The 26,406-nt window shown below is 72.3% G+C and carries 23 protein-coding genes; 8 read left to right on the top strand and 15 right to left on the bottom strand.

Annotation, left to right across the window (positions count from 1 at the left end):
* The first annotated feature begins 58 nt into the window (after nt 1-58).
* On the top strand, nt 59-670 hold the full coding sequence (locus tag K7640_RS21135; RefSeq protein WP_222956613.1) for a DUF4190 domain-containing protein: 612 nt from the start codon (nt 59-61) through the stop codon (nt 668-670).
* 88 nt (nt 671-758) lie between these two features.
* On the opposite strand, the gene K7640_RS21130 is transcribed toward K7640_RS21135, so the two are convergent.
* Nucleotides 759-2,042: a DUF6350 family protein gene (locus K7640_RS21130; protein WP_222956612.1), complete on the bottom strand. Its 1,284-nt coding sequence runs from the start codon at nt 2,040-2,042 to the stop codon at nt 759-761.
* Nucleotides 2,043-2,200: 158 nt separating this feature from the next.
* On the opposite strand from K7640_RS21130, the gene K7640_RS21125 reads away from it, so the two are divergent.
* Nucleotides 2,201-2,470 carry a DUF4190 domain-containing protein gene (locus tag K7640_RS21125; protein ID WP_222956611.1) on the top strand — a complete coding sequence of 90 codons (270 nt, stop codon included), beginning with the start codon at nt 2,201-2,203 and terminating at the stop codon, nt 2,468-2,470.
* Between the two features lie 72 nt (nt 2,471-2,542).
* Here K7640_RS21125 and sucD read toward each other — a convergent pair whose 3' ends face one another.
* The 4 genes from sucD to K7640_RS21105 form a co-directional block, all read right to left on the bottom strand.
* Complete coding sequence (sucD, locus tag K7640_RS21120; RefSeq protein WP_222956610.1) at nt 2,543-3,430, bottom strand: succinate--CoA ligase subunit alpha; 888 nt, start codon at nt 3,428-3,430, stop codon at nt 2,543-2,545.
* Between the two features lie 2 nt (nt 3,431-3,432).
* The gene (gene sucC / locus K7640_RS21115) at nt 3,433-4,611 is read right to left on the bottom strand and encodes an ADP-forming succinate--CoA ligase subunit beta (RefSeq protein ID WP_222956609.1); all 1,179 of its coding nucleotides are present in this window, start codon (nt 4,609-4,611) and stop codon (nt 3,433-3,435) included.
* 176 nt (nt 4,612-4,787) lie between these two features.
* Entirely contained in the window at nt 4,788-5,357 is a 570-nt protein-coding gene (locus K7640_RS21110; RefSeq protein ID WP_222956608.1) for a hypothetical protein, read from the bottom strand.
* Between the two features lie 442 nt (nt 5,358-5,799).
* Entirely contained in the window at nt 5,800-6,204 is a 405-nt protein-coding gene (locus K7640_RS21105) for a cobalamin B12-binding domain-containing protein (protein ID WP_222956607.1), read from the bottom strand.
* A 388-nt stretch (nt 6,205-6,592) separates the two neighbouring features.
* Between K7640_RS21105 and K7640_RS21100 the strand changes: the two genes are divergently transcribed.
* From K7640_RS21100 to K7640_RS21085, 4 genes are all read left to right on the top strand, one after another.
* Nucleotides 6,593-7,303: a M23 family metallopeptidase gene (locus K7640_RS21100; RefSeq protein WP_222956606.1), complete on the top strand. Its 711-nt coding sequence runs from the start codon at nt 6,593-6,595 to the stop codon at nt 7,301-7,303.
* A gap of 311 nt (nt 7,304-7,614) precedes the next feature.
* A complete protein-coding gene (locus tag K7640_RS21095) occupies nt 7,615-8,409 on the top strand; it encodes a M23 family metallopeptidase (protein ID WP_374198110.1) in 795 nt (264 codons plus the stop codon).
* Nucleotides 8,410-8,551: 142 nt separating this feature from the next.
* A complete protein-coding gene (locus tag K7640_RS21090) occupies nt 8,552-9,379 on the top strand; it encodes an ABC transporter ATP-binding protein (protein WP_222956604.1) in 828 nt (275 codons plus the stop codon).
* A gap of 23 nt (nt 9,380-9,402) precedes the next feature.
* Complete coding sequence (locus tag K7640_RS21085; protein ID WP_222956603.1) at nt 9,403-11,958, top strand: FtsX-like permease family protein; 2,556 nt, start codon at nt 9,403-9,405, stop codon at nt 11,956-11,958.
* 33 nt (nt 11,959-11,991) lie between these two features.
* On the opposite strand, the gene K7640_RS21080 is transcribed toward K7640_RS21085, so the two are convergent.
* The 3 genes from K7640_RS21080 to pcrA all read right to left on the bottom strand — a co-directional run bounded on the left by K7640_RS21080 (nt 11,992) and on the right by pcrA (nt 16,256).
* Nucleotides 11,992-12,651, bottom strand: a complete 660-nt coding sequence (locus K7640_RS21080; protein WP_222956602.1) for a response regulator transcription factor — start codon at nt 12,649-12,651, stop codon at nt 11,992-11,994.
* Entirely contained in the window at nt 12,639-13,796 is a 1,158-nt protein-coding gene (locus K7640_RS21075; RefSeq protein ID WP_308042623.1) for a histidine kinase, read from the bottom strand. Before K7640_RS21075 ends, K7640_RS21080 begins: the two co-directional genes overlap by 13 nt.
* A gap of 66 nt (nt 13,797-13,862) precedes the next feature.
* Nucleotides 13,863-16,256, bottom strand: coding sequence for a DNA helicase PcrA (gene pcrA, locus K7640_RS21070; protein ID WP_222956600.1), 2,394 nt, complete (start codon nt 16,254-16,256; stop codon nt 13,863-13,865).
* Between the two features lie 340 nt (nt 16,257-16,596).
* Between pcrA and K7640_RS21065 the strand changes: the two genes are divergently transcribed.
* On the top strand, nt 16,597-16,992 hold the full coding sequence (locus tag K7640_RS21065; RefSeq protein ID WP_222956599.1) for a chorismate mutase: 396 nt from the start codon (nt 16,597-16,599) through the stop codon (nt 16,990-16,992).
* Nucleotides 16,993-17,254: 262 nt separating this feature from the next.
* Here K7640_RS21065 and K7640_RS21060 read toward each other — a convergent pair whose 3' ends face one another.
* The 7 genes from K7640_RS21060 to K7640_RS21030 form a co-directional block, all read right to left on the bottom strand.
* Nucleotides 17,255-18,268: an ABC transporter ATP-binding protein gene (locus tag K7640_RS21060; protein ID WP_222956598.1), complete on the bottom strand. Its 1,014-nt coding sequence runs from the start codon at nt 18,266-18,268 to the stop codon at nt 17,255-17,257.
* Complete coding sequence (locus K7640_RS21055) at nt 18,261-19,301, bottom strand: ABC transporter ATP-binding protein (RefSeq protein ID WP_374198108.1); 1,041 nt, start codon at nt 19,299-19,301, stop codon at nt 18,261-18,263. The genes K7640_RS21060 and K7640_RS21055 overlap by 8 nt, the downstream gene beginning before the upstream one ends.
* Nucleotides 19,302-19,313: 12 nt before the next feature.
* Nucleotides 19,314-20,291 carry an ABC transporter permease gene (locus K7640_RS21050; RefSeq protein WP_222956597.1) on the bottom strand — a complete coding sequence of 326 codons (978 nt, stop codon included), beginning with the start codon at nt 20,289-20,291 and terminating at the stop codon, nt 19,314-19,316.
* A complete protein-coding gene (locus K7640_RS21045; RefSeq protein WP_222956596.1) occupies nt 20,284-21,210 on the bottom strand; it encodes an ABC transporter permease in 927 nt (308 codons plus the stop codon). The genes K7640_RS21050 and K7640_RS21045 overlap by 8 nt, the downstream gene beginning before the upstream one ends.
* Nucleotides 21,211-21,377: 167 nt before the next feature.
* A complete protein-coding gene (locus K7640_RS21040; RefSeq protein ID WP_222956595.1) occupies nt 21,378-23,018 on the bottom strand; it encodes an ABC transporter substrate-binding protein in 1,641 nt (546 codons plus the stop codon).
* 635 nt (nt 23,019-23,653) lie between these two features.
* Complete coding sequence (locus K7640_RS21035; RefSeq protein WP_222956594.1) at nt 23,654-24,340, bottom strand: response regulator transcription factor; 687 nt, start codon at nt 24,338-24,340, stop codon at nt 23,654-23,656.
* A gap of 2 nt (nt 24,341-24,342) precedes the next feature.
* Nucleotides 24,343-25,539 carry a PspC domain-containing protein gene (locus K7640_RS21030; protein WP_374198109.1) on the bottom strand — a complete coding sequence of 399 codons (1,197 nt, stop codon included), beginning with the start codon at nt 25,537-25,539 and terminating at the stop codon, nt 24,343-24,345.
* 240 nt (nt 25,540-25,779) lie between these two features.
* Between K7640_RS21030 and K7640_RS21025 the strand changes: the two genes are divergently transcribed.
* A partial coding sequence (locus tag K7640_RS21025) for a PspC domain-containing protein (protein ID WP_222956592.1) occupies nt 25,780-26,406 on the top strand: 627 nt, incomplete at its 3' end.

Below are 26,406 nucleotides of genomic sequence, written 5' to 3'. Positions count from 1 at the left end.
TCCGGACCGTCAACGGACGGCACGCCGACAGTGCCGTCAGAACGAGGAGTACGCGCGCATGCAGCCCGGACAGCCCGGTCAGGACCCGTACGGCCAGCAGCCCAACCAGGACCCGACCGCCCCCCACTTCCCCGCCGACCCGTACGGCCAGTCGCCGCAGGCGCCCCAGCCGCCGTACGGGCAGCAGCCCACCTCGGGCCAGCCCTACGGCCAGCCGGACCCGTACGCGGCTCCGCCGCAGGCGCCGTACGGCCAGCAGCCCACCTCCGGCCAGCCGTACGGCCAGCAGCCCACCTCGGGCCAGCCGTACGGGCAGCAGCAGCCCTACCAGGACCCGTACGGCGCGCAGCAGCCGTACGGCGCCCAGGGCTACCCGAACGCCGGCTACCCGCAGCCGCAGGGGCAGAACAACACCCTCGGCCTGGTCTCGATGATCCTCGGCATCGCCGCGATCCCGATGGTCTGCTGCCTCTACCTGGGCATCCCGCTGGGCATCGCCGCGGTGATCACCGGTTACCTCGGCCGGCAGAAGGCCGCCCAGGGGCTGGCCAGCAACGGCGGCCAGGCCAAGGCCGGTCTGATCTGCGGCGCCGTCGCCGTCGGCCTGGGCATCCTGCTCATCATCCTGTCCATCGTCGGGCAGGGCCTGGACCTGCCGACGAGCCCCTGACCACCGCACCGCGGCCCGAGGGGCGTCCCGACCGGGGCGCCCCTCGCCGTTTGTCGGGCCGACGTCAGCGGGACGGGGCGGGCTGGCGTCAGCGGGACGGGGCGGGGCGGGCGAGCACCTTGCCGGCCGCGCAGCCGAGCAGCGCGCCCGCCGCCACCACCACGGTCGCCACGGCGGCCACCTGCCAGGGCACCGGACCGACCTCGGCCAGCCGGCCGCCGCCGAGCGGACCCCGGGCCGCCGCCGCCACGGCGCCGAGCAGCAGGCCGGCCACCGGACCGGCGAGCGCCGCCGGCACCAGCAGGGCCGGCCAGCCCGGCACCGCCCGCCGCTCCGGCGCCGCCCGCAGCAACCGGCGGGCGAGCAGCCAACCCGCGGCCATCGCCACCAGCACCGGGATGGCGAGCAGCACGGCCCCCGGCCCGCCCACCGGGCCGCGCGGCAGGCCGGCCAGCAGGGGTACGGCGGGCAGCGCGCCGAGCGAGACCTCGCTGGTGCGCACGGCCGTGTCGACGCCGACGGCGAACCCGGGACCGAGCAGGTAACTGAGCGACCAGACCGCGGCGTTCGGCGCGTACGCCAGGCTGACCAGGGTGATCCCGGCCTGGCCGGCCACCCCGGTGCGGTACGCGCCGATCATGTCGGCGGCGTCCCCGCCCCCGGTGGCCACCGCCAGGCCGGCCGCCCCGGCGCCCGCGCCGAGCAGCAGCAGGGCGGCCACCACGCCGGTGCGCACGCCGTCGACCACCGGCGGCGGCAGCCGCTCGGCGAGCAGCACCGAGACCCCGGTGGTGCGTACCGCGCCGAGCAGGGCGGCCGGCACCCCGAACGCCAGCGTGGTGAGCCCGGCCCGGACCGGGGAGACCTGCGGGCCGGCGAGCCCGACCAGCAGGGCGGCCACCGCGCCCAGCAGGCCGTACGCGACGCCCACCGCCGCCGCGACGGTGAGCGCCGCCCGGGGCGAACGGCCACCGCGGGCGCCCACGGCCCGGCTGGCGTGCACGCCGGCCCGGGTCAGCCGCCAGAGGACCAGGCCGGTGAGCGCCAGCGGGCTCAGGCCGAGCGGCCCGGCCGCCGTGCCGAGCGGCACCCCGTGGCCGAGCAGCCAGCCGGCCAGCCCGGCGCCGAGCGCGCCGGGCAGCGAGCCGGCGTCCTCGGTCAGCTGGGCGAGGGCCAGCACCACGGCCACCGGCAGCCAGCCGGTGAGCGCGGCCCAGAGCGCCGCCACCCCGGCGGCGACGGGCAACGGCGCCCGGCTGCGCGGCGGCTCGCCGGCGCGCGGCGCGGGCACCCGGGCCCCGGCCCGGGGGCGGCCGGGCGGTCGGGTGTCGGCGGCGGGGCGGCGCGGCTGGTCAGGGGTGACGGAGGACATCGCGTCTACTCTGGCATGCCGCGCGGGTCACGGCAGGCCGGTATCGGTCCACCACCGGCGGCGAGTTCCGTGATCCACCGGATCTGGCTCCCGATCCGGTTTAGCCTCGGGCCAGGGACGCGACCTTCCGTCGCGGCACCGACCGCTCGGAGGAAGCCGTGAACGCTCCTTATCCGCCGCCACCGCCGCCACCGGCCGCCGGCCGGGACCGGACCACGCTGTGGGGCGTCCTGGGGATCGTCCTGGGCCTGCTGTGCTGCGGCATCCTGGGCATCGTGTTCGGCTACCTGTCGATCCGGGACGCCCGGCGCTTCGGGAAGTCGCCGCTGCTCGGCTGGTTGGCCATCGCGTTGGGCATCGTCAACCTCATCGTCAGCGCGATCGTGCGCGCCCGGGGCGCCTACTACTACCCGTACTGGTACCGCTGATCCGGGCCGGGGCACGACGAGCGGAGGGGGTCGACCGGCACCGGTCGACCCCCTCCGTGTGTCACGCGCGGCTCAGCGGCCGGACATGATCTCCCGCATCAGCTCGGCGGTCTCGGTCGGGGTCTTGCCGACCTTGACGCCGACCGCCTCCAGCGCCTCCTTCTTGGCGTCGGCGGTGCCCGCCGAGCCGGAGATGATCGCGCCGGCGTGGCCCATGGTCTTGCCGGGCGGGGCGGTGAAGCCGGCGATGTAGCCGACCACCGGCTTGGTGACGTTGGCCTTGATGAACTCGGCCGCCCGCTCCTCGGCGTCGCCGCCGATCTCACCGATCATCACGATGGCGTCGGTCTCCGGGTCCGCCTCGAAGGCGGCCAGCGCGTCGATGTGGGTGGTGCCGATGATCGGGTCACCGCCGATGCCGACGCAGGTGGAGAAGCCGATGTCGCGCAGCTCGTACATCATCTGGTAGGTCAGCGTGCCGCTCTTGCTGACCAGGCCGATCCGGCCGGAGCCGGTGATGTCGGCCGGGATGATGCCGGCGTTGGACGCACCCGGCGAGGCGATGCCCGGGCAGTTCGGGCCGATGATCCGGGTCCGCTCGCCCTTGGCCACGTTGTACGCCCAGAACGCGGCGGTGTCGTGCACCGGCACGCCCTCGGTGATCACCACGGCCAGCTCGATGCCGGCGTCGATCGCCTCGACCACCGCGGCCTTGGTGAACTGCGGCGGCACGAAGATGACCGTGACGTCCGCCCCGGTCTCCTTGATCGCGTCCGCGACGGAGGCGAAGACCGGCAGCTCGGTGCCGTCGAAGTCGACAGTGGTGCCGGCCTTGCGCGGGTTCACGCCACCGACCACGTTGGTGCCGGCGGCGAGCATCCGCTTGGTGTGCTTGGAACCCTCGGAACCGGTCATCCCCTGCACGATGACCTTGGAGTCCTTGGTCAGCCAGATAGCCATTGTCAGACCCCCGCAGCTGCCAGCTCGGCGGCCCGCTCGGCCGCGCCGTCCATGGTGTCGACCCGCTGGATGAGCGGGTTGTTCGCGTCGTCGAGGATCGCCCGACCGGCCTCGGCGTTGTTGCCGTCGAGGCGGACGACGAGCGGCTTGGTGGCCTTCTCGCCGCGCTGCTCGAGCAGCGCCAGCGCCTGCACGATGCCGTTGGCGACGGCGTCGCACGCGGTGATGCCACCGAAGACGTTGACGAAGACGCTGCGCACCGACGGGTCGGAGAGCACGATCTCCAGGCCGTTCGCCATCACCTCGGCGCTCGCGCCGCCGCCGATGTCGAGGAAGTTGGCCGGCTTGACGCCGCCGTGCCGCTCACCGGCGTACGCGACCACGTCGAGCGTCGACATGACCAGGCCCGCGCCGTTGCCGATGATGCCGACCTCGCCGTCGAGCTTGACGTAGTTGAGGTCCTTGGCCTTGGCGGCCTGCTCCAGCGGGTCCACGGCGGCCTGGTCGACAAGCGCCTCGTGGTCCGGGTGGCGGAACGCGGCGTTCTCGTCCAGCGAGATCTTCGCGTCCAGCAGCAGCAGCTTGCCGTCCTTGGTCTTGGCCAGCGGGTTCACCTCGACCAGGGTGGCGTCCTCGGCCACGAAGGCCTGCCACAGACCCACCGCCACCTCGACGACCTGGTCGGCGACCTCGGCCGGGAAGCCGGCGGCGGTCACGATCTCCCGGGCCTGCGCCTCGTCCACGCCCTTGACCGCGTCGATCGGGGCCTTGACGACCTTGTCCGGGGTCTCCGCGGCCACCTGCTCGATGTCCATGCCGCCGGCCACGCTGGCGATGCAGAGGAAGGTGCGGTTCGCCCGGTCGAGCAGGTACGAGAAGTAGTACTCCTCGGCCACGTCCGCCGTCACGGTGATCATGACCTTGTGGACGGTGTGGCCCTTGATGTCCATGCCGAGGATGTCGGTGGCCCGAGCCACCGTCTCCTCCGCGCCCTCGGCGAGCTTGACGCCACCGGCCTTGCCTCGGCCGCCGACCTTCACCTGCGCCTTGACGACGACCCGGCCGCCGAGTCGCTCGGCGATCGCGCGGGCCTCCTCCGGGGTAGTGGCGACGCCGCCGGCGAGCACGGGCAAGCCGTGCCGCTCGAACAGGTCCCGCCCCTGGTACTCGTACAGGTCCACGATTGCGCGTCCCGTCCCGTCTCCGCGGCGCGCCGTCGCGCCGCCACCAGCGTTGAGATAAACAGTTTGACGCCTGTCATCAGATGAGACAGGCCATTTGCCGCAGCCTAACGAGACCGGGACGGGCGGCAACCGAGCGGGTGCGGGGTGTGCGGTAATGCACAGCCCGGCGCCGGTCAGTCGATCGGGCAGCGCCCCCGGGCGTACCGCCGCAGCGCCGCGACGACCTCCTGCTCGGCGCGGTCGGTGAGCCGCAGCCGGGCGAGGAAACCCGGGTGCGCCGCCCGCACCGGCCCGGGCGGACCGGGCACCTGGGTGTCCAGCCAGGCCAGCAGGCCGAGCCGGCGGAACAGGCCGCGGTCCCGGGGTTGCACGCACAGCACCGGCTCCAGGCCGTGCCGGTGGCGGTGCACCAGGGCGATCTCCGACCAGGGCAGCCAGACGACCTGGCCCCGGAACACCCGGGCCCGGATCCAGAGGCCGTCCGGGCCGGCCGCGAGCACCGGGTCGTCCGGGTTGGCGAGCCAGAACAGCACCGCCACCAGCAGGCAGCAGGCGGCGAGCGGGATCACCAGCCCGTCAGGACGCGGGCCGGCCGGCGGGCCGCCGAGCCGGCTGACCCCGGCGACCAGGAAGAACCCGCCCAGCAGCGCCCCGATCAGGAGGGCGACCCGGGCGGCGCGGCGGCGCACCCGGGGACGGACCACGAAGGGCTGACCCTCGGGTACGCGGCGGGCGACGCGCACGGCGGGTTCCGGACCGGGCTGCGGCACGACCGGCACGGCGGCCTCCGGGGGCTGGGCGGCGGTAGCGCCCAGCCTACGACCCAGCGTCAATTCCCGGTGACCCGCCGTGACCGCCGTGCGCGTCAATCGGGGCCCGGCAGGCCTTAAACGGGGCCCGGCACCGTCTCATGGCATCAAGCGGGCCCGGCATCGCCTCATGCGTTAACAGGGGGCCCCGCTACTACCGAATGCGTTAACAGGGGCCCCTCCTTGTACCCGTAACCGCCGGTCGGGGGCGTCGTTGAGTGTGATGTCGGAGCGCTGATACGGCGCGAGGACGGGAGCGGCCGATGCCCTGTCGGTCGAGGGGTGGCGGCGGGGCATCGTGCATAGAAGGGCCGGGCGTGTGAGGGGTGCGTCCGGCCCTTCCCCCCTGTCCGGATCCGGAACGGAGCCGGCCGGGTCAGGCGACGGGCTGCGCCACGTTCGCCCGGACCCACTCGACGATCGACTGGGTGGTCGCACCCGGCGTGAAGATCTTGGCGACGCCGAGCTGCTCCAGCTCAGGGATGTCGGCGTCCGGGATGATCCCGCCGCCGAAGACGACGATGTCCCGCGCGTCCCGCTCGCCGAGCAGTTCCAGCACCCGGCGGAAGAGCGTCATGTGCGCCCCGGAGAGCACCGAGAGCCCGACCGCGTCCGCGTCCTCCTGGATGGCGGTCTCCACGATCTGCTCCGGAGTCTGGTGCAGGCCGGTGTAGATGACCTCCATGCCGGCGTCGCGCAGGGCGCGCGCGACCACCTTGGCACCGCGGTCGTGGCCGTCCAGGCCCGGCTTCGCGACGACGACCCGGATTCGAGAGCTCATCAGCGCACACCTTTCACGGGCTCCGCGACTCAACACCTGAACGAACGGTAACCCGCCGGCCCGGAGCCGGGAAATCCGGGCCGGGTCCCTACCGCCTCGGCCGCCGTCCAGGAAGTCGGACACCTCCGCCGAACGGTCACTGTCGGCGACGAACGGGCAGTATCGGGGACCTCCGACCGGGGTACCGAGCTATGACAATGTCGGACGGAAAGGGACAGAAGGAAACGCCGATTCGGCGCTTCCGCTTGTGACCGGGGCGGGGGTTGGCTAACGTGTCCACGGTTGTCATCAGGTCCACGGACGGGTGACGACGCGGCCACCGGACGTTCGAACGAGCTTCACCGAACGGTCGGTAACCGCATCGGATCCCCGACAACGGAGGGTGTGCGTGCGCCAGCGCCTGTCGTCTGAGCCCGATCGATATCGCGGCCGCCGCCGCGTACCCACCCCACCCCGGAGCCGCTACGCCGCCGTCGTCACCTCGGCTTTCGTCGGTGCCGGCGTGGTCGCGCTGGGCGCCGGCGCCCTGCCGGACGCCAAGAGCGTCAGCCCGTCGGTCCTCGACGAGCTCAAGCAGGCCTCCATCACCAGCCAGGACGTGGCCGACCGTGCCGCCTCCGTCGACAAGCCCTCCCGGAGCAACGCCCGGGACAGCCAGGCGAAGCGCGACGAGGTCTGGCTGCTGCCGCTGCAGGGCTACGACTTCAAGTCGCCGTACGGCATGCGCTGGGGCAAGCTGCACACCGGCATCGACCTGGTCGCCCCGGAGGGCACTCCGTACGTGGCGGTCCACGACGGCACCGTCACCAAGGCCGGCTGGTTCGGCGGCTACGGCTACGCCGTGATCGTGAAGCACGCCGACGGCAGCGAGATCATCTACGGCCACTCCTCCGAGGTCAGCGTCCACGAGGGTCAGCAGGTGAAGGCGGGCGACCAGCTCGGCCTGGTCGGCAACACCGGCCACTCGTACGGCTCGCACCTGCACCTCGAGGTCCACGTCGACGGCCAGCCGATCGACCCGGTGCCGTGGCTGGATGTCCGTGGAGTGAACATCCAGCTGCAAATCGACACGTTCTACAGCGAGGTAGCCGCGTCCTGACGCTGCGCACCGCCCGTTGACCGCCCGGATCGATCGATCCGGGCGGTTTTTCGTCGCCCGACGCGGATCGCTGTCTCCTGGGCCACAGCCTCAGGTGTGACGCCCGCCACCGGCCGGCAAGATCACCTACCCGGACGATGGGGCGCACCGGGGCAGAAATCCGGCCCGACGCCTCCCCCGGCCCGCACTCCTCCCGGGGACCCCTACCCGCCGGTCACCACGCGGACACCAGTATTTGCGGGTCACGTGCCCCGACTCTGCGAAGGTCCGTTGTGCTGGAAGACAGCTACCGTCAGCAAGATCGCGACAACCTGACCGAGGCGACCGCCACCCACGGCCGGCACCGGCTGCCGGCCGGGCGCCGCCGGGGCCGGCTGGTGGTCGGCGCGGTCACGCTGCTCGCCCTCGGTGTCGCCGGTGTCTCGGCCGCCACGCTGAGCCGTCCGGACGCGCCGCGGTCCGCCGCGGTGTCCCTCGACGCCGACGCCCAAGCCAGTGCCGACGCGGTTGCCCGGGCCGACGCCGCCGCCCGGGCCGACCGCTCCGCCCGCGACCAGGCCACCCCGGTCAGCCCCACCGCCAGCCCCAGCGCGGCCACCCCGACCGCCAGCCCGTCGGCCCGCCCCACCCGCACCGCCACCAAGCCCAAGCCGAAGCCGAAGCCGACCGTCACGGCGACCCCGAAGCGCACGGCCAAGCCGAAGCCCGCCTGGGTGATCCCGATGAAGGGCGCCGAGATCACCTCCTGCTACGGCCAGCGGTGGGGCACCCTGCACGCCGGCATCGACTTCGCGATGCCCGCCGGCACCCCGATCCACGCCGCCGCCGCCGGGACCGTGGTGAAGGCCGGCGACGCCGGCGACGGCTACGGCAACTCGGTCTTCATCGACCACGGCAACGGCTACCTCACCCACTACGCGCACCAGAGCCGGCTGGTGGTCGGCGAGGGCGACAAGGTCAGCGCGGGTGAGCTGATCGGCTACGAGGGCTCCACCGGCGACTCCACCGGCCCGCACCTGCACTTCGAGGTGCACCAGGGCGGCATGTGGAACCAGATCGACCCCGCGCCGTTCCTGCGCGCCCGGGGCATCGACGTGGGCTGCTGACCGCGACCGCTGGCCGGATCCGTCCGCTTCGCGGCGATCCGGCGGCACCCGCTCGCGCCACCGGCGGTACGGCTGGCTGTACCCCAGGTCCGGTGGCCCGCCGTATCGGCGCACGCCCCCGCCGTACCTAGTGTCGGACGGCATGAGTTCACGAAGGGGCGCGTCGAGATGGCGGGTCAGCCGGTCCGCGACCACGGTGACCGGCTCGCCGGCCGCGCTCACCACCCCCGAGCCCGGAACGTCGCCGTACGCGGTGCGGTTGGATTCGGTGTCGAAGGAGTACGGGTCGGGCAGGACCGCGGTACGCGCTCTCGACGCGGTGACCGCCGGCTTTCGACGGGGGACGTTCACCGCCGTCATGGGCCCCTCCGGATCCGGCAAGAGCACGTTCCTCAACTGCGCGGCCGGTCTGGACCGGCCGACGTCCGGCCGGGTCGTGCTTGGTGACACGGAGTTGTCCAGCCGGTCGGAGACCGAGTTGACGCAGCTCCGGCGGGACCGGGTCGGGTTCGTCTTCCAGGCGTACAACCTGCTCAATGCGCTGAGCGTGGCGGACAACGTCACGCTGCCCCTCCGGTTGGCCGAGCAGCGGGTCGATCGGGAGCAGCTGGCGGCCGTCCTCGCCGCGGTCGGGCTCGCCGGCTTCGCCGACCGCCGTCCCAGCCAGCTCTCCGGTGGCCAGCAGCAGCGGGTGGCGATCGCCCGGGCGCTGGTCACCCGGCCCGACCTGGTGTGCGCCGACGAGCCGACCGGGGCGCTGGACAGCCGCAGCGGCCGCCAGGTCCTGGCCCTGCTCAGAAAGATCGTCGACGACCTGGGGCAGACCGTGCTGATGGTCACGCACGATCCGGTCGCGGCCGCCCAGGCCGACACGGTGGTGTTCCTCGCGGACGGGAGGTTGGCCGGCGAGCTGACCCGGCCGTCCGCCGAGCGGATCGCCGAGCGGATGACCCACCTGGGGGAGCCGTGAGCCGCCGGGTGCGGTCGGGGCGCATGCTGGCACTGGCCTGGCGTACCGTCCGGGGCCGCAAGGGCGGTTTCGTCGCCGCGTTCATCGCCGTGCTGTTCGGCTCGGCGGTGATCACGGCCTGCGGGATCCTGCTGGAGAGCAGCGAGCGTTCACGCGTGCCGGCCGAGCGCTACCGGGCCGCCGACCTGGTGGTGGGTGCCCCGCAGGCACTGCCGGTCGCCGACGACGTGGATCCGCGGTTCGCCGAGCGGGCCACCCTGCCGGCCGACCGGGTCGACGACGTCACCCGGGTGCCCGGCGTCCGGGCGGCGATCGCCGAGGTCAACGTGCCGGTCAGCGTGCTGACGGCGGACGCCGAGGTGCTCGCCGGGCCGGACGGCGCCCCCGTGCTCGGGCATGGGTGGCGGTCGGCCGCGCTCGGCCCGTTCGTCACCAGCGCCGGCCGGGCCCCGACCGGGCCGGACGACGTGGTGCTGGACTCCGCGCTGGCCGAGCGGGCCGGCGTCACCGTCGGCGCGTCGGTGCGACTCGCGGTCGGCTCGGACACCTCCAGCTACCGGGTGACCGGCATCGCCGGGCTGCCCGACCGCGGACTCGCCCGGCAGTCGGCCCTGTTCTTCACCGACGACCGAGCCCGGGAGCTGACCGGCCAACCGGACCGGGTGGACGCGATCGGGGTGCTGGCCGCACCCGGTGTCCGTGCCGACGAGCTGGCCGGCGCCATCGGGGCGGCGGTCCCCGACGTGGTCGTCTACTCCGGCGACGACCGAAGCGAGGCCGAGTTCCTCGACATCGGCGGCACCCGGTCGTTCCTCAGCGAGCTCGCCCTGGCGTTCGGCGCCAGCATGGTGTTGGTGATCATGGTCGTCGTGGGGAGCACCCTCGCGCTGTCGGTTCGGCAGCGGCTGCGGGAACTGGCGCTGCTGAGGGCGGTCGGCGCGACCCCGAAGCAGGTGCTCCGCATGATCGCCGCCGAGGCCATGGTGGTGGGCACGCTGGGGGCGGCGCTCGGGGTGCTGCCGGGCATCGGGCTGAGCTTCCTGTTCCGCGCGGCCTTCACCCTGGTCGGCGCGGTACCGGACGACTTCGCCCTGGTGATCGGTCCGCTGCCGGTGCTCGTGGCGCTGGTGCTGTGCCTGGTCGCCGTCCGCCTGGGTGGCTGGATTGCCGCCCGGCGCGCGGCCCGGCTCCGGCCGGCGGACGCGCTCGGCGAGGCCGCGTCGGAGCCATCCGGACTCGGGTGGCTCCGGTGGACCGTCGGCCTGCTGCTGATCCCCGCCGGCATCTTCATGGCGGTCGTGCTGCCGTTGGTGCTGCCGGGTGAAGGGGCCGCCGAAAGCGCGGCCTTCTCGGCGTTCCTGCTCGTCTTCGCCGTCGCGCTGCTGGGGCCCCGGCTGCTCGGCGGTGCCGTCACGCTGCTCGGCCCGTGGCTGAACCGCAGGTCTGGAGTCAGCGGATTCCTCGCCACCGCGAACGCGCGGGCCAACTCGCGACGGCTCGCCGCGGCGACCACTCCGCTGATCATGGGCATCACCCTGGCCACCGGGCAGCTCTTCAGCGCGACCACCGCGAGCGCGGCCGCGCAGGGCCAGGTCACCGCCGGGCTACGCGCGGACTACGTCGTCACCGCGACCTCCGCCGGCGTGTCGCCGGAGGTCGTCGACCTGCTCCGACGGGTGTCCGGCGTCTCGGTGGCGACCCCGGTCGTACGCACCCGGACGCTGGTGACCTTCGGCACGGACGACAGCCCGCAGCTCAGGAACTACCCGGCACAGGGGGTCATCGGCGACCGGCTCGCCGAGACCATGGATCTCACCGTCCTCGCGGGGGACGTCGCGAAGCTGCGGGGCGACACGGTCGCGTTGAGCCGGATCGCGGCGGGCACCCTCGGTGTCACTCTCGGCGACGCCGTCGACCTCCGGCTCGGTGACGGCACGCCGGTCAGACCCACCGTGGTGGCGCTCTACGAGAGGGGACTCGGCCTCGGGGACGTCACGCTGCCACACGACCTCGTGCTGGAGCACACCACCGACCGCCTGGACTTCGCGGTGCTGGTCGCGGCGAGCGCGGGAACCGACGTCGGGGCGCTCGGCGACGCGTTGCGGTCCGCCGTCCGGCATCTCCCGACCGTCCGGGTCGACAACCGCGAATCGTTCGTCGCCGCGCAGCGCGATGCCGCCGCCGGGGATTCGGCCGTCGGCCTCATCCTCAACGCGGTCCTGCTCGGCTACCTCGCGATCGCCGTGGTGAACACCCTGGTGCTGGCGACCGCCGCACGCTTCCGCGAGTTCGCCCTGCTCCAACTGGTCGGCGCCACCCGTCGGCAGGTGCGGGTGATGATGCTCGGCGAGACGAGGACGATCGTCGTCGCAGCGGTTCTCGTCGGCACCCTGGCCGCGGTCCCGTCGCTGATCGGCACGAGCCTCGGGCTGACCAGGACGCCGGTGCCGTCCGTTTCGCCGCTCACCTACCTGGCGATCGTCGCGGTGGCCGCGCTGCTCGGCTGGGCCGCCATCATGAGCGCGACCCGGGTCGCCATGCGACCGCGCCCGATCGATGCGATCGGCGGTCGGGAGTGACGAACGACGTTCACCCGGCGCTGTCGGTCCGGGTCAGCGGCCACCGGTCCGACTCGCGGCGTTGAGGTAGGCGAGGACGGCGAGGACCCTGCGGTGGCCGCTGTCGGTCACGGCAAGGCCGAGCTTGGCGAAGATGTTGCCGATGTGCTTCTGCACGGCGTTGTCGGTGACGACGAGCTGGTCCGCGATGGCCGTGTTGTCGTGCCCCTGTGCCATCAGTGCGAGCACCTCGCGTTCGCGGGGCGTGAGGGCGGAGATCGGGTCGCCGGCGTGCTGGACGAGTTGCGCGATGACCTCGGGATCCATCGCGGTCCCGCCGGCGGCGACCCGACGCAGCGCGTCGACGAACTCGTCCACCCGGCTGACCCGGTCCTTGAGGAGGTAGCCCACCCCGCCTCCGCTGGTGGCGAGCAGTTCGGCGGCGTACTGCCGCTCGACGTACTGCGACAGCACCAGGACCGGCAGGCCGGGGTGCTCCCGACGGGCCTGGAGCGCGGCGCGGATTCCTTCGTCGCGAAAGGTCGGCGGCAGCCGGACGTCGACGATGGTGGCGTCGGGCCGGTGCTCCCGCACGGCGGAGAGGAAACCCGCCGCGTCGTCGGCGATGGCGGCGATCTGGACGCCCACCCGATTGAGCAGCAGTTCCAGGCCGGTGGACAGCAGCACGTTGTCTTCGGCGATCACGACCCGCACGGCAGCTCCACGGTGATGGTCGTCGGCCCGCCGGCCGGGCTGTCGACGTCGACGGTGCCGTCCAGCGCGAGCACGCGGCGGCGGATCCCGGCCAGCCCGGTGCCCAGTTGGTCGTCCGCGCCGCCGGTGCCGTCGTCGGTGATCACCACCGACAACCGGTCCCCGGCGCGGCTCACCCCTACGGTGGCCGTGGACGCCCGGCTGTGCCGGACGACGTTGGTGAGCGACTCCGCGACCGCGAAGTAGACGACGGCTTCCACGGCCGGCGGCACCCGGTCGAGGTCGCCGATGTGCAGTCGGGTCGGCACGCCACACCGGGTGGTCAGGGCGCTCAGCGCGCCGCTGAGGCCGCGGTCGGCGAGAATCGGCGGATAGACCGTCCGAATCACCTCGCGCAGCTCGGTCATCGCCTCTTCGATCCCCAGGTGCGCGTCCCGCAGAAGTCCCGCCACGAACTGCTCGTCGCGCGGCTCGTCGGAGAACGCCTGCCGGGCCACGGCCAGCCGCATCGCGATGGACACCAGCCGGGCCTGGGTGCCGTCGTGCAGGTCGCGTTCGATCCGGCGCAGCTCCGCACCGTGGGCGTCGAGCACCTCCGCCCGGGTACGGGTCAACACGGCGACCCGGTCGGCGAGCTGCTCGGCCGTCGAATACGACAGCACCGCGAGGCAGATCCGGGCGTGTGCGCGGGCGAGCGGCCCGGCGCCCAGGTAGGCCACCGCGCCGAGCAGGACGATCTGCAGTGGGCCGAGGGTGAGGGCCGTCGGCCAGCCGGTCACCGGCACGTCGATGAACAGCCGCGGCCGATCCGCCGGCCGGAATGCCCACCACAGGGGGGTGGCGATCACCGCCACCACGACATTGCCCACGCACAGCAGCGCGGGCAGGCCGAGCGCCACCCCGGTCACCGCGTTCACCGGCAACCAGAGCAGGTCCCGGCCGGTGGCCGGATCGGTCCACCCGCGGCGTCCCGGGACAGGGCGCGCGGCCACCGGCGTGCCGAGCAGCCGGCCCGCGCGGTCACGGTGCCGGTCCGCCCACCGCCGGGCCAGCGCCGGGTGGCACAGCAGCGGCAGCGCGAGCACCGTGGCGACCCCGGACAGCAGCGATCCCAGCAGGTAGGCCGCCCCGCGCCAGACCGGCACCCAGCGCCGACCCGACCACACCGCACGCCCTCGCGGGGCAGCGGAGGCCGAGCCCGTCACCATCGCTCAGAGCTTGTCGATCGGCGCGTGCCGGAGCACCAGCCACATGGTCTGGTCACCGAAGTCGATCTGCGCCCGCGCACCCGGACCGTGCCCCTCGACGGCCAGCACCCGGCCCAGGCCGTACCGCTGGTGGTTGACCCGGTCCCCCGCCGACACCTTCGGTGCCTGCGGCAGCTCGCTGGCGGTGGTCAGCCGGCTGCCGTCCACGCCGAGCTTGCGGGCCAGCTGGGCCGCCTTCGGCGTACCCCCGGCGAAGCCGCCCGGTCGGTCGGCGCGGCCGCCGACGCCGCCGCCACCGCCGGCCCAGGAGGTGTACGACCCCTCGGTGCGCTCCCAGCGGACCAGCTCCGGCGGCAGTTCCTCCAGGAACCGCGACGGCGGGTTGTAGGCCGGCTGCCCCCAGGCCGAGCGGGTCACCGCCCGGGACAGGTAGAGCCGCTCCCGGGCCCGGGTGATGCCCACGTACGCCAGCCGGCGCTCCTCCTCCAGCTCGCGGGTGTCGCCCAGTGAGCGCAGATGCGGGAAGACGCCGTCCTCCAGGCCGGTCAGGAAGACCACCGGGAACTCCAGGCCCTTGGCCGTGTGCAGCGTCATCAGGGTGACCACGCCCTGGTGGTCCGGGTCGTCGCTGGGAATCTGGTCGGCGTCGGCGACCAGCGCCACCTGCTCCAGGAAGCCGGCCAGGGTGGCCCGCTCCCCCTCCTCGCCGAGCGCCTCGACCCGCTCGGTGTACTCCCGGGCGACGCTTACCAGTTCCTGGAGGTTGTCCACCCGGCCGGCGTCCTGCGGGTCCAGGCTCTCCTCCAGCTCGGTGAGGTAACCGGAGCGGGTCAGCACCGCCTCCAGCACCTCCTCCGGGGTGCCGGTCTCGGCCAGCTCGCGGGCGCCGTCGAGCAGGGCGACGAAGTCGCCGATGCCGTTCGCCGCCCGGCTGGAGATGCCCGGCGCGTCCTTGGCCCGGCGCAGCGCGGCGCCGAAGGAGACCCGGTCCCGGCTGGACAGCGCCTCGACGCACGCCTCGGCCCGCTCCCCGATGCCCCGGCGGGGCGTGTTGAGGATGCGGCGCAGGCTCACCGTGTCGTCGTCGTTGACCACCGCGCGCAGGTAGGCCAGCGCGTCGCGGACCTCCTTGCGCTCGTAGAAGCGCACCCCGCCGACCACCTTGTAGGGCAGGCCGGCCCGGATGAACACCTCCTCGAAGACCCGGGACTGGGCGTTGGTGCGATAGAAGACCGCCACGTCGCCGGGGCGGGTCTCGCCGGCGTCGACCAGCCGGTCGACCTCCCGACCCACCCAGTCCGCCTCGGCGTGCTCGGTGTCGGCGACGTAGCCGACGATCCGCTCGCCGGCCCCGGCGTCGCTCCACAGCCGCTTCGGCTTGCGGGAGGTGTTCCGGTCGATCACCGCGTTCGCCGCGTTGAGGATGGTCTGGGTGGAGCGGTAGTTCTGCTCCAGCAGGATCGTCCGGGCGTCGGTGAAGTCCCGCTCGAACTCCAGGATGTTGCGGATGGTCGCGCCCCGGAACGCGTAGATCGACTGGTCGGCGTCACCGACCACGCACAGCTCCGCCGGCGCCAGCCCCTCGGTGCCGGCGACCAGCTCCTTGATCAGCACGTACTGGGCGTGGTTGGTGTCCTGGTATTCGTCCACCAGCACGTGCCGGAACCGGCGGCGGTAGGTCTCCGCGACGTGCGGGTGCGACTGGAACAGGTGCACCGTCGTCATGATCAGGTCGTCGAAGTCCAGCGCGTGCGCCTCGCGCAGCCGCCGCTGGTAGAGCGTGTAGGCCTCGGCGAGCGCCCGCTCGTTGGGCCCCTTGGCCCCGGCGGCGAAGGTCTCCGGGTCGATCAGCTCGTTCTTCAGGTTGGAGACCTGGGCGGCCAGCCCGCGGGCCGGGTAGCGCTTCGGGTCCAGGTCCAGCTCGCGGGTCACCAGCTGCATCAGCCGGCGCGAGTCGTCCGCGTCGTAGATCGAGAAGGTCGACTTCAGCCCGGCGTGGTCGTGCTCGGCGCGCAGGATCCGCACGCAGGCGGAGTGGAACGTCGACACCCACATCAGCCGGGCGCGCGGGCCGACCAGATGGGCCACCCGCTCCTTCATCTCGCCGGCCGCCTTGTTGGTGAAGGTGATCGCGATGATCTCGCCGGGATGCACGTCCCGCGCGGCGAGCAGGTAGGCGATCCGGTGGGTGAGCACCCGGGTCTTGCCGGAGCCGGCGCCGGCCACGATCAGCAGCGGGGAACCGGCGTGGGTCACCGCGTCCCGCTGGGGCCCGTTGAGGCCCTCGACCAGCTGCTGCGGGTCGAGCTGGCCGCGGCCCGGCCCGGGCCGGTGCGGCGCGGGGCGGGCGGGCTCGGACGCGGGCGGGGACGCGGGGATGTCGAAGAGAGGATGCATCGCACGGCGAGTCTATGCCGCCGGGCGGACACTTCCCGCCCGCGTACGCGCCGACGGGCCCAGCCCCGGTGAAACCCGGCCGCACGGCGCCACCGCCGGGCCCGGACGGCCGCCGGCGTCCCACGAATTGGCGGAATCCTTGCGGGGCCCGCCGGCCGGCCGGCATACTCGACGGCGTGTTCGATCAGCGCTTCTACTTTTACTACGGCACCGGGAGTCCGGCAGCCGTGGGTCGCGCCTGATCAACCAGACCTACGAAAAGCCCCGGGCTCCCCAGGAGCCCGGGGCTTTTTGGTCCCGGTTCCCGGCGCCCGGCCCGAATGCGGCGAGGAGTACGGCGATGATGACAGACGTGGCGGAGTGCAGCGGCGGCGTGCCGGCAGCGACCGGTGACCAGCCCACCGACGCCCGACCGGCGGACGGCACCGACGCCGCCGGCCCGGCCGGCGCCGAGGTGAGCGGCACGAAGGCGACCGGCACCGACGACTCGGCCGCCGCCGAGCGGATCGTCGCCATCCGGGAACGGATCGACGAGATCGACAGCAGCATCATCGCGCTGTGGCAGGAGCGGGCCGCCCTCTCCCAGGAGGTCGGCGCCACCCGGATGGCCTCCGGCGGCACCCGGCTGGTGCTCTCCCGCGAGCGGCAGATCCTGGAGCGGTTCCGGGCGGCCCTGGGGGCCGACGGCACCCAGCTCGCCCTGTTGCTGCTGCGGGCCGGCCGCGGCCCCCTCTGAACCGCCCCGACCCGGACCCGCACCGCCCGACCCCGCCCGCGTGGACCCGGGCCGGGCCGCGGCGCCGGCATGCCGCATGTCCGGCCATCCCGGGCTGGCTGATGACCCGACGTGCCGTATGTCCGGCCGCGCCGACCGACCGGTGCTCCCGACAGGCACCCGGGACGGTCGAGGACGAGCGGGGGCGGCCCGGCGGCCGGGCCCCGGATACGGCGAACCGCCTGCCGGCGTCACGCTGACGCCGGCAGGCGGTCCGGATGGATCACACCTCGTGGGTGGGGACGATCTCCCGCTGCTCCGCGAAGTGGCACGCGCTCGGGTGGTCCGAGCCGCGCCGGATCTCCAGCAGCGGCACCTCCTGGGCGCAGACGTCCTGCGCCTTCCAGCACCGGGTGCGGAACCGGCAGCCCGAGGGCGGGCTGATCGGGGAGGGGACGTCACCGGTGAGCCGGATGATCGCCTTGTTGTCCCGCAGCGTCGGGTCCGGCACCGGCACCGCCGACAGCAGCGCCTGGGTGTACGGGTGGGTCGGCCGCTCGTAGATCTCGTCCTCGGTGCCGATCTCCACCATCTTGCCGAGGTACATCACGGCGACCCGGTCGGAGAGGTGGCGCACCACGGACAGGTCGTGCGCGATGAACACGTACGACAGGCCGAACTCCGCCTGGAGCTTCTCCAGCAGGTTCATCACCTGCGCCTGGATGGACACGTCCAGCGCCGACACCGGCTCGTCGCAGACGATGACCTCGGGCCGCAGGGCGAGCGCCCGGGCGATGCCGATGCGCTGCCGCTGACCGCCGGAGAACTGGTGCGGGTACCGGTTGATGTGCTCCGGGTTCAGGCCGACCAGGTCGAGCAGCTCCTGGACCTTGGCCCGCCGGCTGCCCCTCGGCGCCACGTCCGGGTGGATCTCGAACGGCTCGCCGATCAGGTCGCCGACGGTCATCCGCGGGTTCAGCGAGGTGTACGGGTCCTGCATCACCAGCTGGATCTGCCGCCGCAGCCGGCGCAGCGCGCCGCCCCGCAGCTTGGAGATGTCCTGCCCCTTGTAGAGCACCTGACCGGCGGTCGGCGCTTCCAGGTTCATCAGGACCCGGGCCAGCGTCGACTTGCCGCAGCCGGACTCGCCCACGACACCGAGCGTCTCGCCGGCCTTCAGCTCGAAGGAGACGCCGTCCACCGCCTTGACGTGACCGACGGTCTTCTTGAACACCACACCGCGGGTGACGGGGTAGTGCTTGACCAGGTCACGAACCTCGATGATGTTCTCAGTCACGGCTCACGAGCTCCTCGGCGAAGTGGCAGGCGCTGGCCCGGCTGGCACCGATCTGCAGCAGCGGGGGCACCTTCTCCCGGCACACCGGCTGCGCCATCGGGCAGCGCGGGTTGAACGGGCAGCCCGGCGGGATGTTCATCAGGTTCGGCGGCAGCCCCTTGATGGTGCGGAGCTCCTGACCCTTCTCGTCCATCCGCGGGATCGAGTTGAGCAGGCCGAGGGTGTACGGGTGTCCCGGCTTGCCGTACAGCTCGTACACGTCGGCTTCCTCGACGATCCGGCCGGCGTACATGACCGCGATCCGGTCCGCGACGTCGGCGACCACGCCGAGGTCGTGGGTGATCAGGATCATGCCCATCTGCCGCTCCCGCTGGAGCTCGCCGAGCAGGTCCATGATCTGGGCCTGCACGGTCACGTCCAGCGCGGTGGTCGGCTCGTCCGCGATCAGCACCTCCGGGTCGAGCGCCAGCGACATCGCGATCATCGCGCGCTGCCGCATGCCGCCGGAGAACTGGTGCGGGTAGTTGCTGTACCGACCCTTGGCGTTGGGGATCTTCACCTGGTCGAGCATCTCGATCGCGCGCTTCTTGGCGTCCGAGCGGCTCAGGCCGCGCCGGATGCGGAACTGCTCGGCGACCTGGAAGCCGACGGTGAAAACCGGGTTGAGGGCGGAGAGCGAGTCCTGGAAGATCATCGCAATGCCTTCACCACGGATCCGCCGCCGCTCCTCGCCGGACATCTTGAGCATGTCCTTGCCGTGGAAGCGGACCTGGCCGCCGGTGACGAACCCGGGCGGGGTGTCCAGGATGCCCATGATGGTCTGCGCGGTGACGCTCTTGCCGGAACCGGACTCGCCGAGCACGGCGAGGGTCTCCCCCGCGTCGACGTGGTAGGTGACCCCGTTGATGACCTTGGCGACGCCGTCCCGGGTGCGGAACTCGACCCGCAGGTCTTCCACCTCGAGCAGGCGGCCGGCGGGCCGGCCGGAGCCGGCGCCCGGTGCGGACTGCTCGGAGACGAGAATGTCGGACACTTCAGTTCTCCCCTATCGGAGCTTCGGGTCGAGGGCCTCGCGGACCGCCTCGCCGAGCATCACGAAGCTGAGCACGGCGACGACGAGGAACAGCGCGGGGAAGAACAGCAGGAACGGCGAGACCCGGATGTAGTTCTGCGCCTCGCTGATCATGATGCCCCAGGAGACGACCGGGCTCTTCAGCCCGACGCCCAGGAAGGAGAGCGTCGCCTCCGCGCCGATGAACGAGCCGACCATGATCGTGCCGTAGACCAGCAGCGGCGCCAGGCAGTTCGGCAGCAGGTGCTTGAGGACGATCCGACCGGTGCCGGCACCGAGCGCGCGGGCCGCGACGATGTAGTCGGCCTCCTTGGTGGCCAGCACCGAGGAGCGCATCAGCCGCATCACGACCGGCCAGCTCAGCACGACCAGGGACATGATGACCAGCCCCATGATCTTCCACTCGCTGTTGCTGGTGCCGGAGCCGTTGAAGGTGGTCAGGATGACGATCGCGCCGAGCACGAACGGCAGGCCGAAGAAGACGTCGGCGATCCGGCTCAGCAGCGCGTCGACCCAGCCGCCGCGGTAACCGGCGATGATGCCCATGGTGCCGCCGATGAGCAGGGTGCCGATCACGGAGATGACGGCCACCACGATCGAGGCGCGGGCACCGTAGATCACCCGGGCGTACACGTCCCGGCCCTGCACGTCGTAGCCGAACCAGGCGTCGGCCGACGGCTCCACCCGGCTGCGGGACAGCGCGCCGTTGACCGCGTCCCCCGAGGTGAACAGCTGCGGGAAGGCCGCCATCACCAGGAAGATCAGGATGAACGTCGCCGAGATCCAGAACAGCGGCTTGCGGCGCAGGTCCCGCCAGGCGTCGCCGAGCAGGCCGCGCGGCTTGTTCCTGCGGTCGCTCTCCGGCAGGCCGGCGTTGGCCGGCGCGCCGGTCTGCGCCGGCTCCTCGATGCGGGGGGTGCTGACGATCGAAGCGGTGCTCGGGTCACTCATAACGAATCCTCGGGTCCAGGGCGGCGTAGAGCAGGTCGACCAGCAGGTTCATCAGCAGGTAGACCAGCACGAGGACCACCACGATGGAGACAACGGTAGCGCTCTCCTTGGTGAGGATCGCTCGGTAGACCTGCCGGCCGATGCCGTTGATGCCGAAGATGCCCTCGGTCACGATCGCACCGCCCATCAGGGCGCCGAGGTCGGTGCCGAGCAGGGTCACCACCGGGATCAGCGAGTTCCGCAGCAGGTGCACGCCGACCACCCGCCGCATGGGCAGGCCCTTGGCGATCGCGGTGCGTACGTAGTCACCCCGCCGGTTCTCGGCGATGCTGGTCCGCGCCACCCGGGCGATGTACGCCATCGAGACGCTGCCGAGCACGAAGCCGGGCAGGATCAGTTCCGAGAACCGCATCTCGCTGGACACGGTGGGGGTGACGATGCCCCACTTGACGCCGAACAGCCACTGGGTGACGAAGCCGATGACGAAGATCGGCAGCGCGATGAGGAACAGCGTGGAGATCAGGACCAGGTTGTCCAGGAAGCCGTTGCGCCGCAGACCGGTCAGCACACCGGCGCCGAGACCGATGACCGCTTCGATGCCCAGGGCAACCAGGGCCAGCTTGAGGGTGTTCGGGTACGACGTCAGGATGATGTCGTTGATCGACTGGCCGCTGAACTTCGTGCCGAAGTCCCCCTGGAGCAGGTTCTTCATGTAGGTCGCATACTGCACCCATACCGGCTGGTCGAGCTGGTACTTCTCGGTCATGAACGCGATGTAGGTGTCCGGACACCGCCGCTCGCCGCACTTGCCGGCGAAGGGGTCTCCCGGCACCGACCAGACGAGCCAGTAGATCATGAACGTCGTACCGATGAAGACCGGTACGAGTTGCAGTAGCCGTCTCAGCAGATAACGGCCCATGGGGTGGTCCTCCTGACAAGGGGGCGCGTCGGGCGGCCGACAGGGATGGCGTCGAACGCGCGGGGTGGCGACGAACGCGAGGGAAGCTACACCCTCTCGCGGAACGGCCCCAGGTCGGGCTCACCGGAGGTGGCGAGCCCGACCCGGGGGTCAAACCGTGGTGCTGATCAGAGCTCGATCGTGGTGATGTCAGCCTCACCCACGTTGTTCAGCTCCATCTTCTTGATCTTCTCCGAGTGGCCGGACTGCAGGCCGTAGAAGTAGATCGGCAGGGACGGAACGTCCTGGTCGACGAGCGCGACGGCCTCGGCGAACTTCTCGTGCGAAGCCTCCAGGCTCGGCGCGCCACTGGCCTCCTTGGCCAGCCGGTCCACCTCGGGGTTGCTGTAGAGACCGTCGTTCGAGGAACCGCCCTTGACGAAGAGCGGGTTCACCCAGTTCTCCACGTCCGGGTAGTCCTGCTGCCAGGCCGCGCGGTACGGGCCCTTCATCTTGTGGGCGTTGACGGCCGCGCGGAACACCGCGAAGGTCGGCATGCCCTCGGCGCGAGCGTTGATGCCCAGGTTGGTCTTGACCTGCTGCGCCACCGCGTCCATCCACTCCTTGTGGCTGGAGTCGGCGTTGTAGTAGAAGACCATCTCGCCCTGGAAGCCACCGGCCTCGGTGAGCAGCTGCTTGGCCTGCGCGGCGTCGAACTTGCAGACGGTGCAGTTGCCCGGCTTGGCGCCCGGGGTGAGCGGGTTGGCCCAGCTGTCGGCCGGCTTACGGGTGCCGAAGAAGATCTTGTCGGAGATCTCCTGCCGGTCGATCGCCAGCGAGACGGCCTTGCGCAGCTTCGGGTTCTGGAACCGCTTGTCGTAGAACGGGAAGGCGATGAAGGCGGTCGTCGGCGTGGTGGTGTTCATCGCGCGGTCGCCCAGGTCGGACTTCCACTTGTCACCGGCCAGCGCGGAGACCGGGATCGACTCCAGGAAGTCCAGGTTGCCCGAGAGCAGGTCGTTGTAGGCCGCGTTCTCGTCCTGGTACAGCTTGACGGTGACGTCCTTGACCTTCATCTTGTCGCGCAGGCTGTAGTCGTCGAAGCGAGTCAGCTTGATCGCGACGTCGTCCTCCCACGACACGAACTTCACCGGGCCGTTACCGATCGGCTTCTTGCCGAAGTCCTCGGCCTTCTGCGAGAAGAACGCGTCCGGCAGCGGCATGAAGGCGCTGTAGCCGAGCTTGGTCGGGAACACGGCGGTCGGCGCGGCGAGCGTGACCTCGAAGTTCCAGTCGTCGACGACCTTCAGGCCGGACATCTTGTCGGCGGTCGGCTCGGGGGCCTTCTGCGGGCCGTCCGGGCCGTCCGGGTCCTCCTTGTTGACATCGGCGAAGCCGTCGATGTCGGCGAAGAAGGAGGCGTTCTGCGCGCCGTTGGGCGAGTAGGCCGCCCAGTTCCAGGCGTCGACGAAGTTCTTGGCCTTGACGACGGTGCCGTCGTGGAACTTCGTGTTCTCCTTGATCTTGATCTTGAAGACCTTGGAGTCGGTGGTTTCGATCGACTCGGCGACCGCGTTCTGCGGGGCGCCGCCGTTGTTCGGGTACTCGACCAGGCCGGTCCACAGGTCGTCGATGATCTTGCCACCACCGGTCTCGGTGGTGTTCGCCGGCACCAGGGGGTTCTCCGGCTGGACGCCGTGGATGGTGACGGCGCCGTCGGAGCTGTTGCCGCCCTCGCCGCCTTCGTTGCCGCCGCTCGAGCAGCCGGACGCGATGAGCGCGAATGCCGCGCCCAGCGCGACCGCGCTCGCCCGCTTCGAGACTCTCATTCCGAGGGGCCTCCTCTTTCTGACCTGGTTCCGTCGTGGGTTTCACGCACGTCTTTGGGGGGTGACACCGCCGGCGCCCCGAAGGACCACCGGCTACCGCAGTGAAATCGGGACACCCCTGATGTACCGATCCGCCGGGCTTCCAGCACCCCTCGGCATCGGCACCGCCGCACGGTAGACGGCCACGGAATCGCACCTCGGGGTGGGTCCCATGGTCCACGGCTGCCGTACGGAGTGCCTCACCCGGGGGTGAGGTGCTTGCCACTGTGACACCGACCGGTCGCTTCCGTGAAGGTGCCGTTATCAAGACGTTAGTTGCCCGCCATGCCACCGATACCTGAGAAAAGATCACGAAACGAGGCGGTCGTACCGGTCTGAGCAGGAAAGACACGGCGTGGAGTCGGGCATGAGCGGGCCGGTGGGGCGAAAACCACCCAGCCGCTCACCAGCCCGTTGAGCCGCCGTGGGTCAGCCACTCGATGGCCGATTTTGTCCGTCCGGACGATGGGCGGCTCGACCGGGCAGCCGGGGTGCTGGGCCGGCCGTCCGAGGTTACCCGACGGTCGGGAAATCCGCCGCCCCGCCCGACCGATAACGATCAGATCGACGGCGACCGCTGGGGCACCCCCCCGGTTTCAGACCAGGCGGCGGTCCGCCGCCCAGCGGGAGAGCTCGTAGCGGTTGGACATCTGGAGCTTGCGCAGCACGTTCGACACGTGTGTCTCCACCGTCTTGATCGAGATGAAGAGCTCCTTGGCGATCTCCTTGTACGCGTACCCCCGGGCCAGCAGCCGCAGCACCTCGCGCTCGCGGTTGGTGAGCTGGTCCAGCTCGGGGTCGGCCACCGGCGCGTCCGGCCGGGCGGCGAAGGCGTCCAGCACGAACCCGGCCAGCCGCGGGCTGAACACGGCGTCCCCGTCGGCCACCCGGCGGATCGCGTCGGTCAGCTCGTCCGGCGAGATGGTCTTGGTGACGTAGCCCCGGGCCCCGGCCCGGATCAACCCGATCACGTCCTCCGCCGCGTCCGAGACGCTCAACGCCAGGAACCGCACCTGCGGGTGGGTACGCCGCATCGCCTCCAGCACGGCCCGGCCGCCCCCGTCGGGCATGTGCACGTCCAGCAGCACCACGTCCGGCGTGGTCGCGGCGATCCGGCTGACCGCCTCGGTCACCGTGCTCGCCTCCCCCACCACGTCGACGTGGCCGCCCAGTTCCGCCCGGACCCCGGCGCGGAACATCGCGTGGTCGTCGACGAGGAAGACCCGCAGGCGCCCGGCCGGCGTGCCCGCGCCCTCGTCCGGTACCGCAGTCTGCTCGGCCATGGTCATCTGTCCCTCTCCGCTGTGCCGCCGTTGCCGGTGATCGGCAGGATCAACCGGACCTCGGTCCCCTCGCCCGGCCCGGAACGGATCTCCGCCCGGCCGCCGTGCCGCTTCATCCGGCCCAGGATCGAACCACGCACCCCGTGCCGGCGATCCTCCACCGTATCGAGGTCGAAGCCCTTGCCCCGGTCCCGGACGAACACGCTCACCTGCTCCGGCTCGACCTCGGCGTAGAGCGAGACCGTGCGTACCTCGGCGTGCCGGGCCGCGTTGACCAGCGCCTCGCGGGCCGCGGCGATCAGCGCGCCGACCCGCTCGTCGGTCTCCCGGTCGCCGACCACCACCGCCTCGACGGTGATCGCGAAGGTGTCCTCGACCTCGGCCGCGGCCTGCTCCAGGGCCGCCGCGAACCGCTCGGTGGGCGAGGCGGTCGGGCGGTAGAGCCAGTTGCGCAGCGACCGTTCCTGACCCCGGGCCAACCGCTGCACGGTCTTCACGTCGGCCGCGTTGCGCTGGATCAACGCGAGGGTGTGCAGCACCTGGTCGTGCACCATCGCCGCCAGCTCGGCGCGTTCCTGCTCGCGGATGCGCCCCTCGCGCTCGGAGCGCAACTGGTTCCAGGTCCGCCACAGCACCGGTGCCGCCACCACCCCGACGCCGGCCAGGCCGACCAGCGCGAAGATCACGCCGTTGATCACCGCGTCGAAGTTCTGCACCGGCGAGTAGACGGCGACCACGCCGATGATGCCGACCGCCACCAGCACGCCGCCGCCGATGAACCGGAGCACGAAGGCCCGCCGGTCGCTCTCCTCCACCACCGCGCCCAGCCACGGCACCGGCATCGACTCGCCCCACTGCCGGCGCCGCTCCGGCGCGGACTGGTGCCAGATCACCCCCGCGCCGACCGCGATGATCGCGACCAGCCAGCCGGCCGTGCCGGCCGCGCCCACCGAGTCGAAGACCAGCACCTGGACCAGCAGCACACCCAGCCCGATGGCCACGAACGGCAGCAGCTCGGCGATGTCCCGGCGGGCCGGGGCGGCGTGCTCGCCGGGGCGCAACGGGACCACCGCCCAGAAGGCCGCGTAGAGCAGCAGGCCCAGCCCGCTCAGCCCGAGCAGGACCATGAAGGCGACCCGTACCCGCAGCACCGAGATGCCGAGATGCTCGGCGATGCCGGCGGCGACGCCGGCCGCCATCCGGTGCTCGGGCGCCCGGTAGAGGCGGGGTGGCTGGCTGACCGTGCTGATCGGAGGCTCCCGGGTTCGGGGTGGCGGTGCGGCGGCGTCCACCGGTGGTGGCGCCGGTACCGATCGTCACACGCGCTGGCCGGCGAGGACCACGGGGACGCCCCGGACATTCGCGGGTCGGGGATCTCAGGGTGGCGTCAGGGTCGGTTCCGGAGGACGCTCGGGCACGCCGCGCAGCAGGATCGAGGCATGACCGAGGAAGCCGCCCGCCCGCCCCTGCCCGGGGCGGCGCCACCGGACGGGCCACCGCCACCACCGCCGGCGGCCACCCCTGCCGACCCGCCGGAACCCGCGCCGGGCCCCACCGGCGCCGCGGCCCCACCACCGGGCGGGGGCCCGGCCGACCCGCTGCCGGCCGGCGACTGGCCGGGCACGCCGGGCGCGAGCGCCGCCGGCCACCAGGTGCCACCCGGCGGGTACGCCCCGCCCGGCGCCGGCTTCACCTCGCGGTACGGCCTGGTCCGCCCGCGCGACGGCCGCTACCTGGCCGGTGTCTGCGCGGCGATCGGCCGGGCCACCAACACCGACCCGGTGCTCTGGCGGGTGATCATCGCCGTCCTCGGTTTCTTCGGCGGCATCGGCGTCCTCGTGTACGTCGCCGCCTGGCTGATCATTCCGGGTGAGGGCGACAGCGCCTCCCCGATCGAGTCGATGCTGGGCCGCGGCCGGTCCAGCATGTCCCCGGTGACCGTGATCGTGCTCGGCATCCTGGTCGCGGCGACCTTCGGCTACATCGTCACCGACGCCTTCCGCGCGGTGCTGCTCGGCGCGGCCATCCTGATCGGTGGGGCGCTGCTGCTCAACCGCGACGACCGC

Source organism: Micromonospora sp. PLK6-60 (assembly GCF_019890675.1).
GTDB lineage: Bacteria > Actinomycetota > Actinomycetes > Mycobacteriales > Micromonosporaceae > Micromonospora.
The sequence above is the reverse complement of the archived record's forward strand: the minus strand, read 5'-3'. Positions and strand labels throughout refer to the sequence as shown.

What these genes read in the sequence shown, in the direction of transcription:
- K7640_RS21135 (WP_222956613.1), top strand. Translation starts at nt 59, where the DNA reads ATGCAGCCCGGACAGCCCGGTCAGGACCCGTACGGCCAGCAGCCCAAC.
- K7640_RS21130 (WP_222956612.1), bottom strand. Translation starts at nt 2,042, where the DNA reads ATGTCCTCCGTCACCCCTGACCAGCCGCGCCGCCCCGCCGCCGACACC.
- sucD (WP_222956610.1), bottom strand. Translation starts at nt 3,430, where the DNA reads ATGGCTATCTGGCTGACCAAGGACTCCAAGGTCATCGTGCAGGGGATG.
- K7640_RS21105 (WP_222956607.1), bottom strand. Translation starts at nt 6,204, where the DNA reads ATGAGCTCTCGAATCCGGGTCGTCGTCGCGAAGCCGGGCCTGGACGGC.
- K7640_RS21090 (WP_222956604.1), top strand. Translation starts at nt 8,552, where the DNA reads ATGAGTTCACGAAGGGGCGCGTCGAGATGGCGGGTCAGCCGGTCCGCG.
- K7640_RS21085 (WP_222956603.1), top strand. Translation starts at nt 9,403, where the DNA reads ATGCTGGCACTGGCCTGGCGTACCGTCCGGGGCCGCAAGGGCGGTTTC.
- pcrA (WP_222956600.1), bottom strand. Translation starts at nt 16,256, where the DNA reads ATGCATCCTCTCTTCGACATCCCCGCGTCCCCGCCCGCGTCCGAGCCC.
- K7640_RS21065 (WP_222956599.1), top strand. Translation starts at nt 16,597, where the DNA reads ATGATGACAGACGTGGCGGAGTGCAGCGGCGGCGTGCCGGCAGCGACC.
- K7640_RS21050 (WP_222956597.1), bottom strand. Translation starts at nt 20,291, where the DNA reads ATGAGTGACCCGAGCACCGCTTCGATCGTCAGCACCCCCCGCATCGAG.
- K7640_RS21045 (WP_222956596.1), bottom strand. Translation starts at nt 21,210, where the DNA reads ATGGGCCGTTATCTGCTGAGACGGCTACTGCAACTCGTACCGGTCTTC.
- K7640_RS21040 (WP_222956595.1), bottom strand. Translation starts at nt 23,018, where the DNA reads ATGAGAGTCTCGAAGCGGGCGAGCGCGGTCGCGCTGGGCGCGGCATTC.
- K7640_RS21035 (WP_222956594.1), bottom strand. Translation starts at nt 24,340, where the DNA reads ATGGCCGAGCAGACTGCGGTACCGGACGAGGGCGCGGGCACGCCGGCC.
- K7640_RS21030 (WP_374198109.1), bottom strand. Translation starts at nt 25,539, where the DNA reads ATGGCGGCCGGCGTCGCCGCCGGCATCGCCGAGCATCTCGGCATCTCG.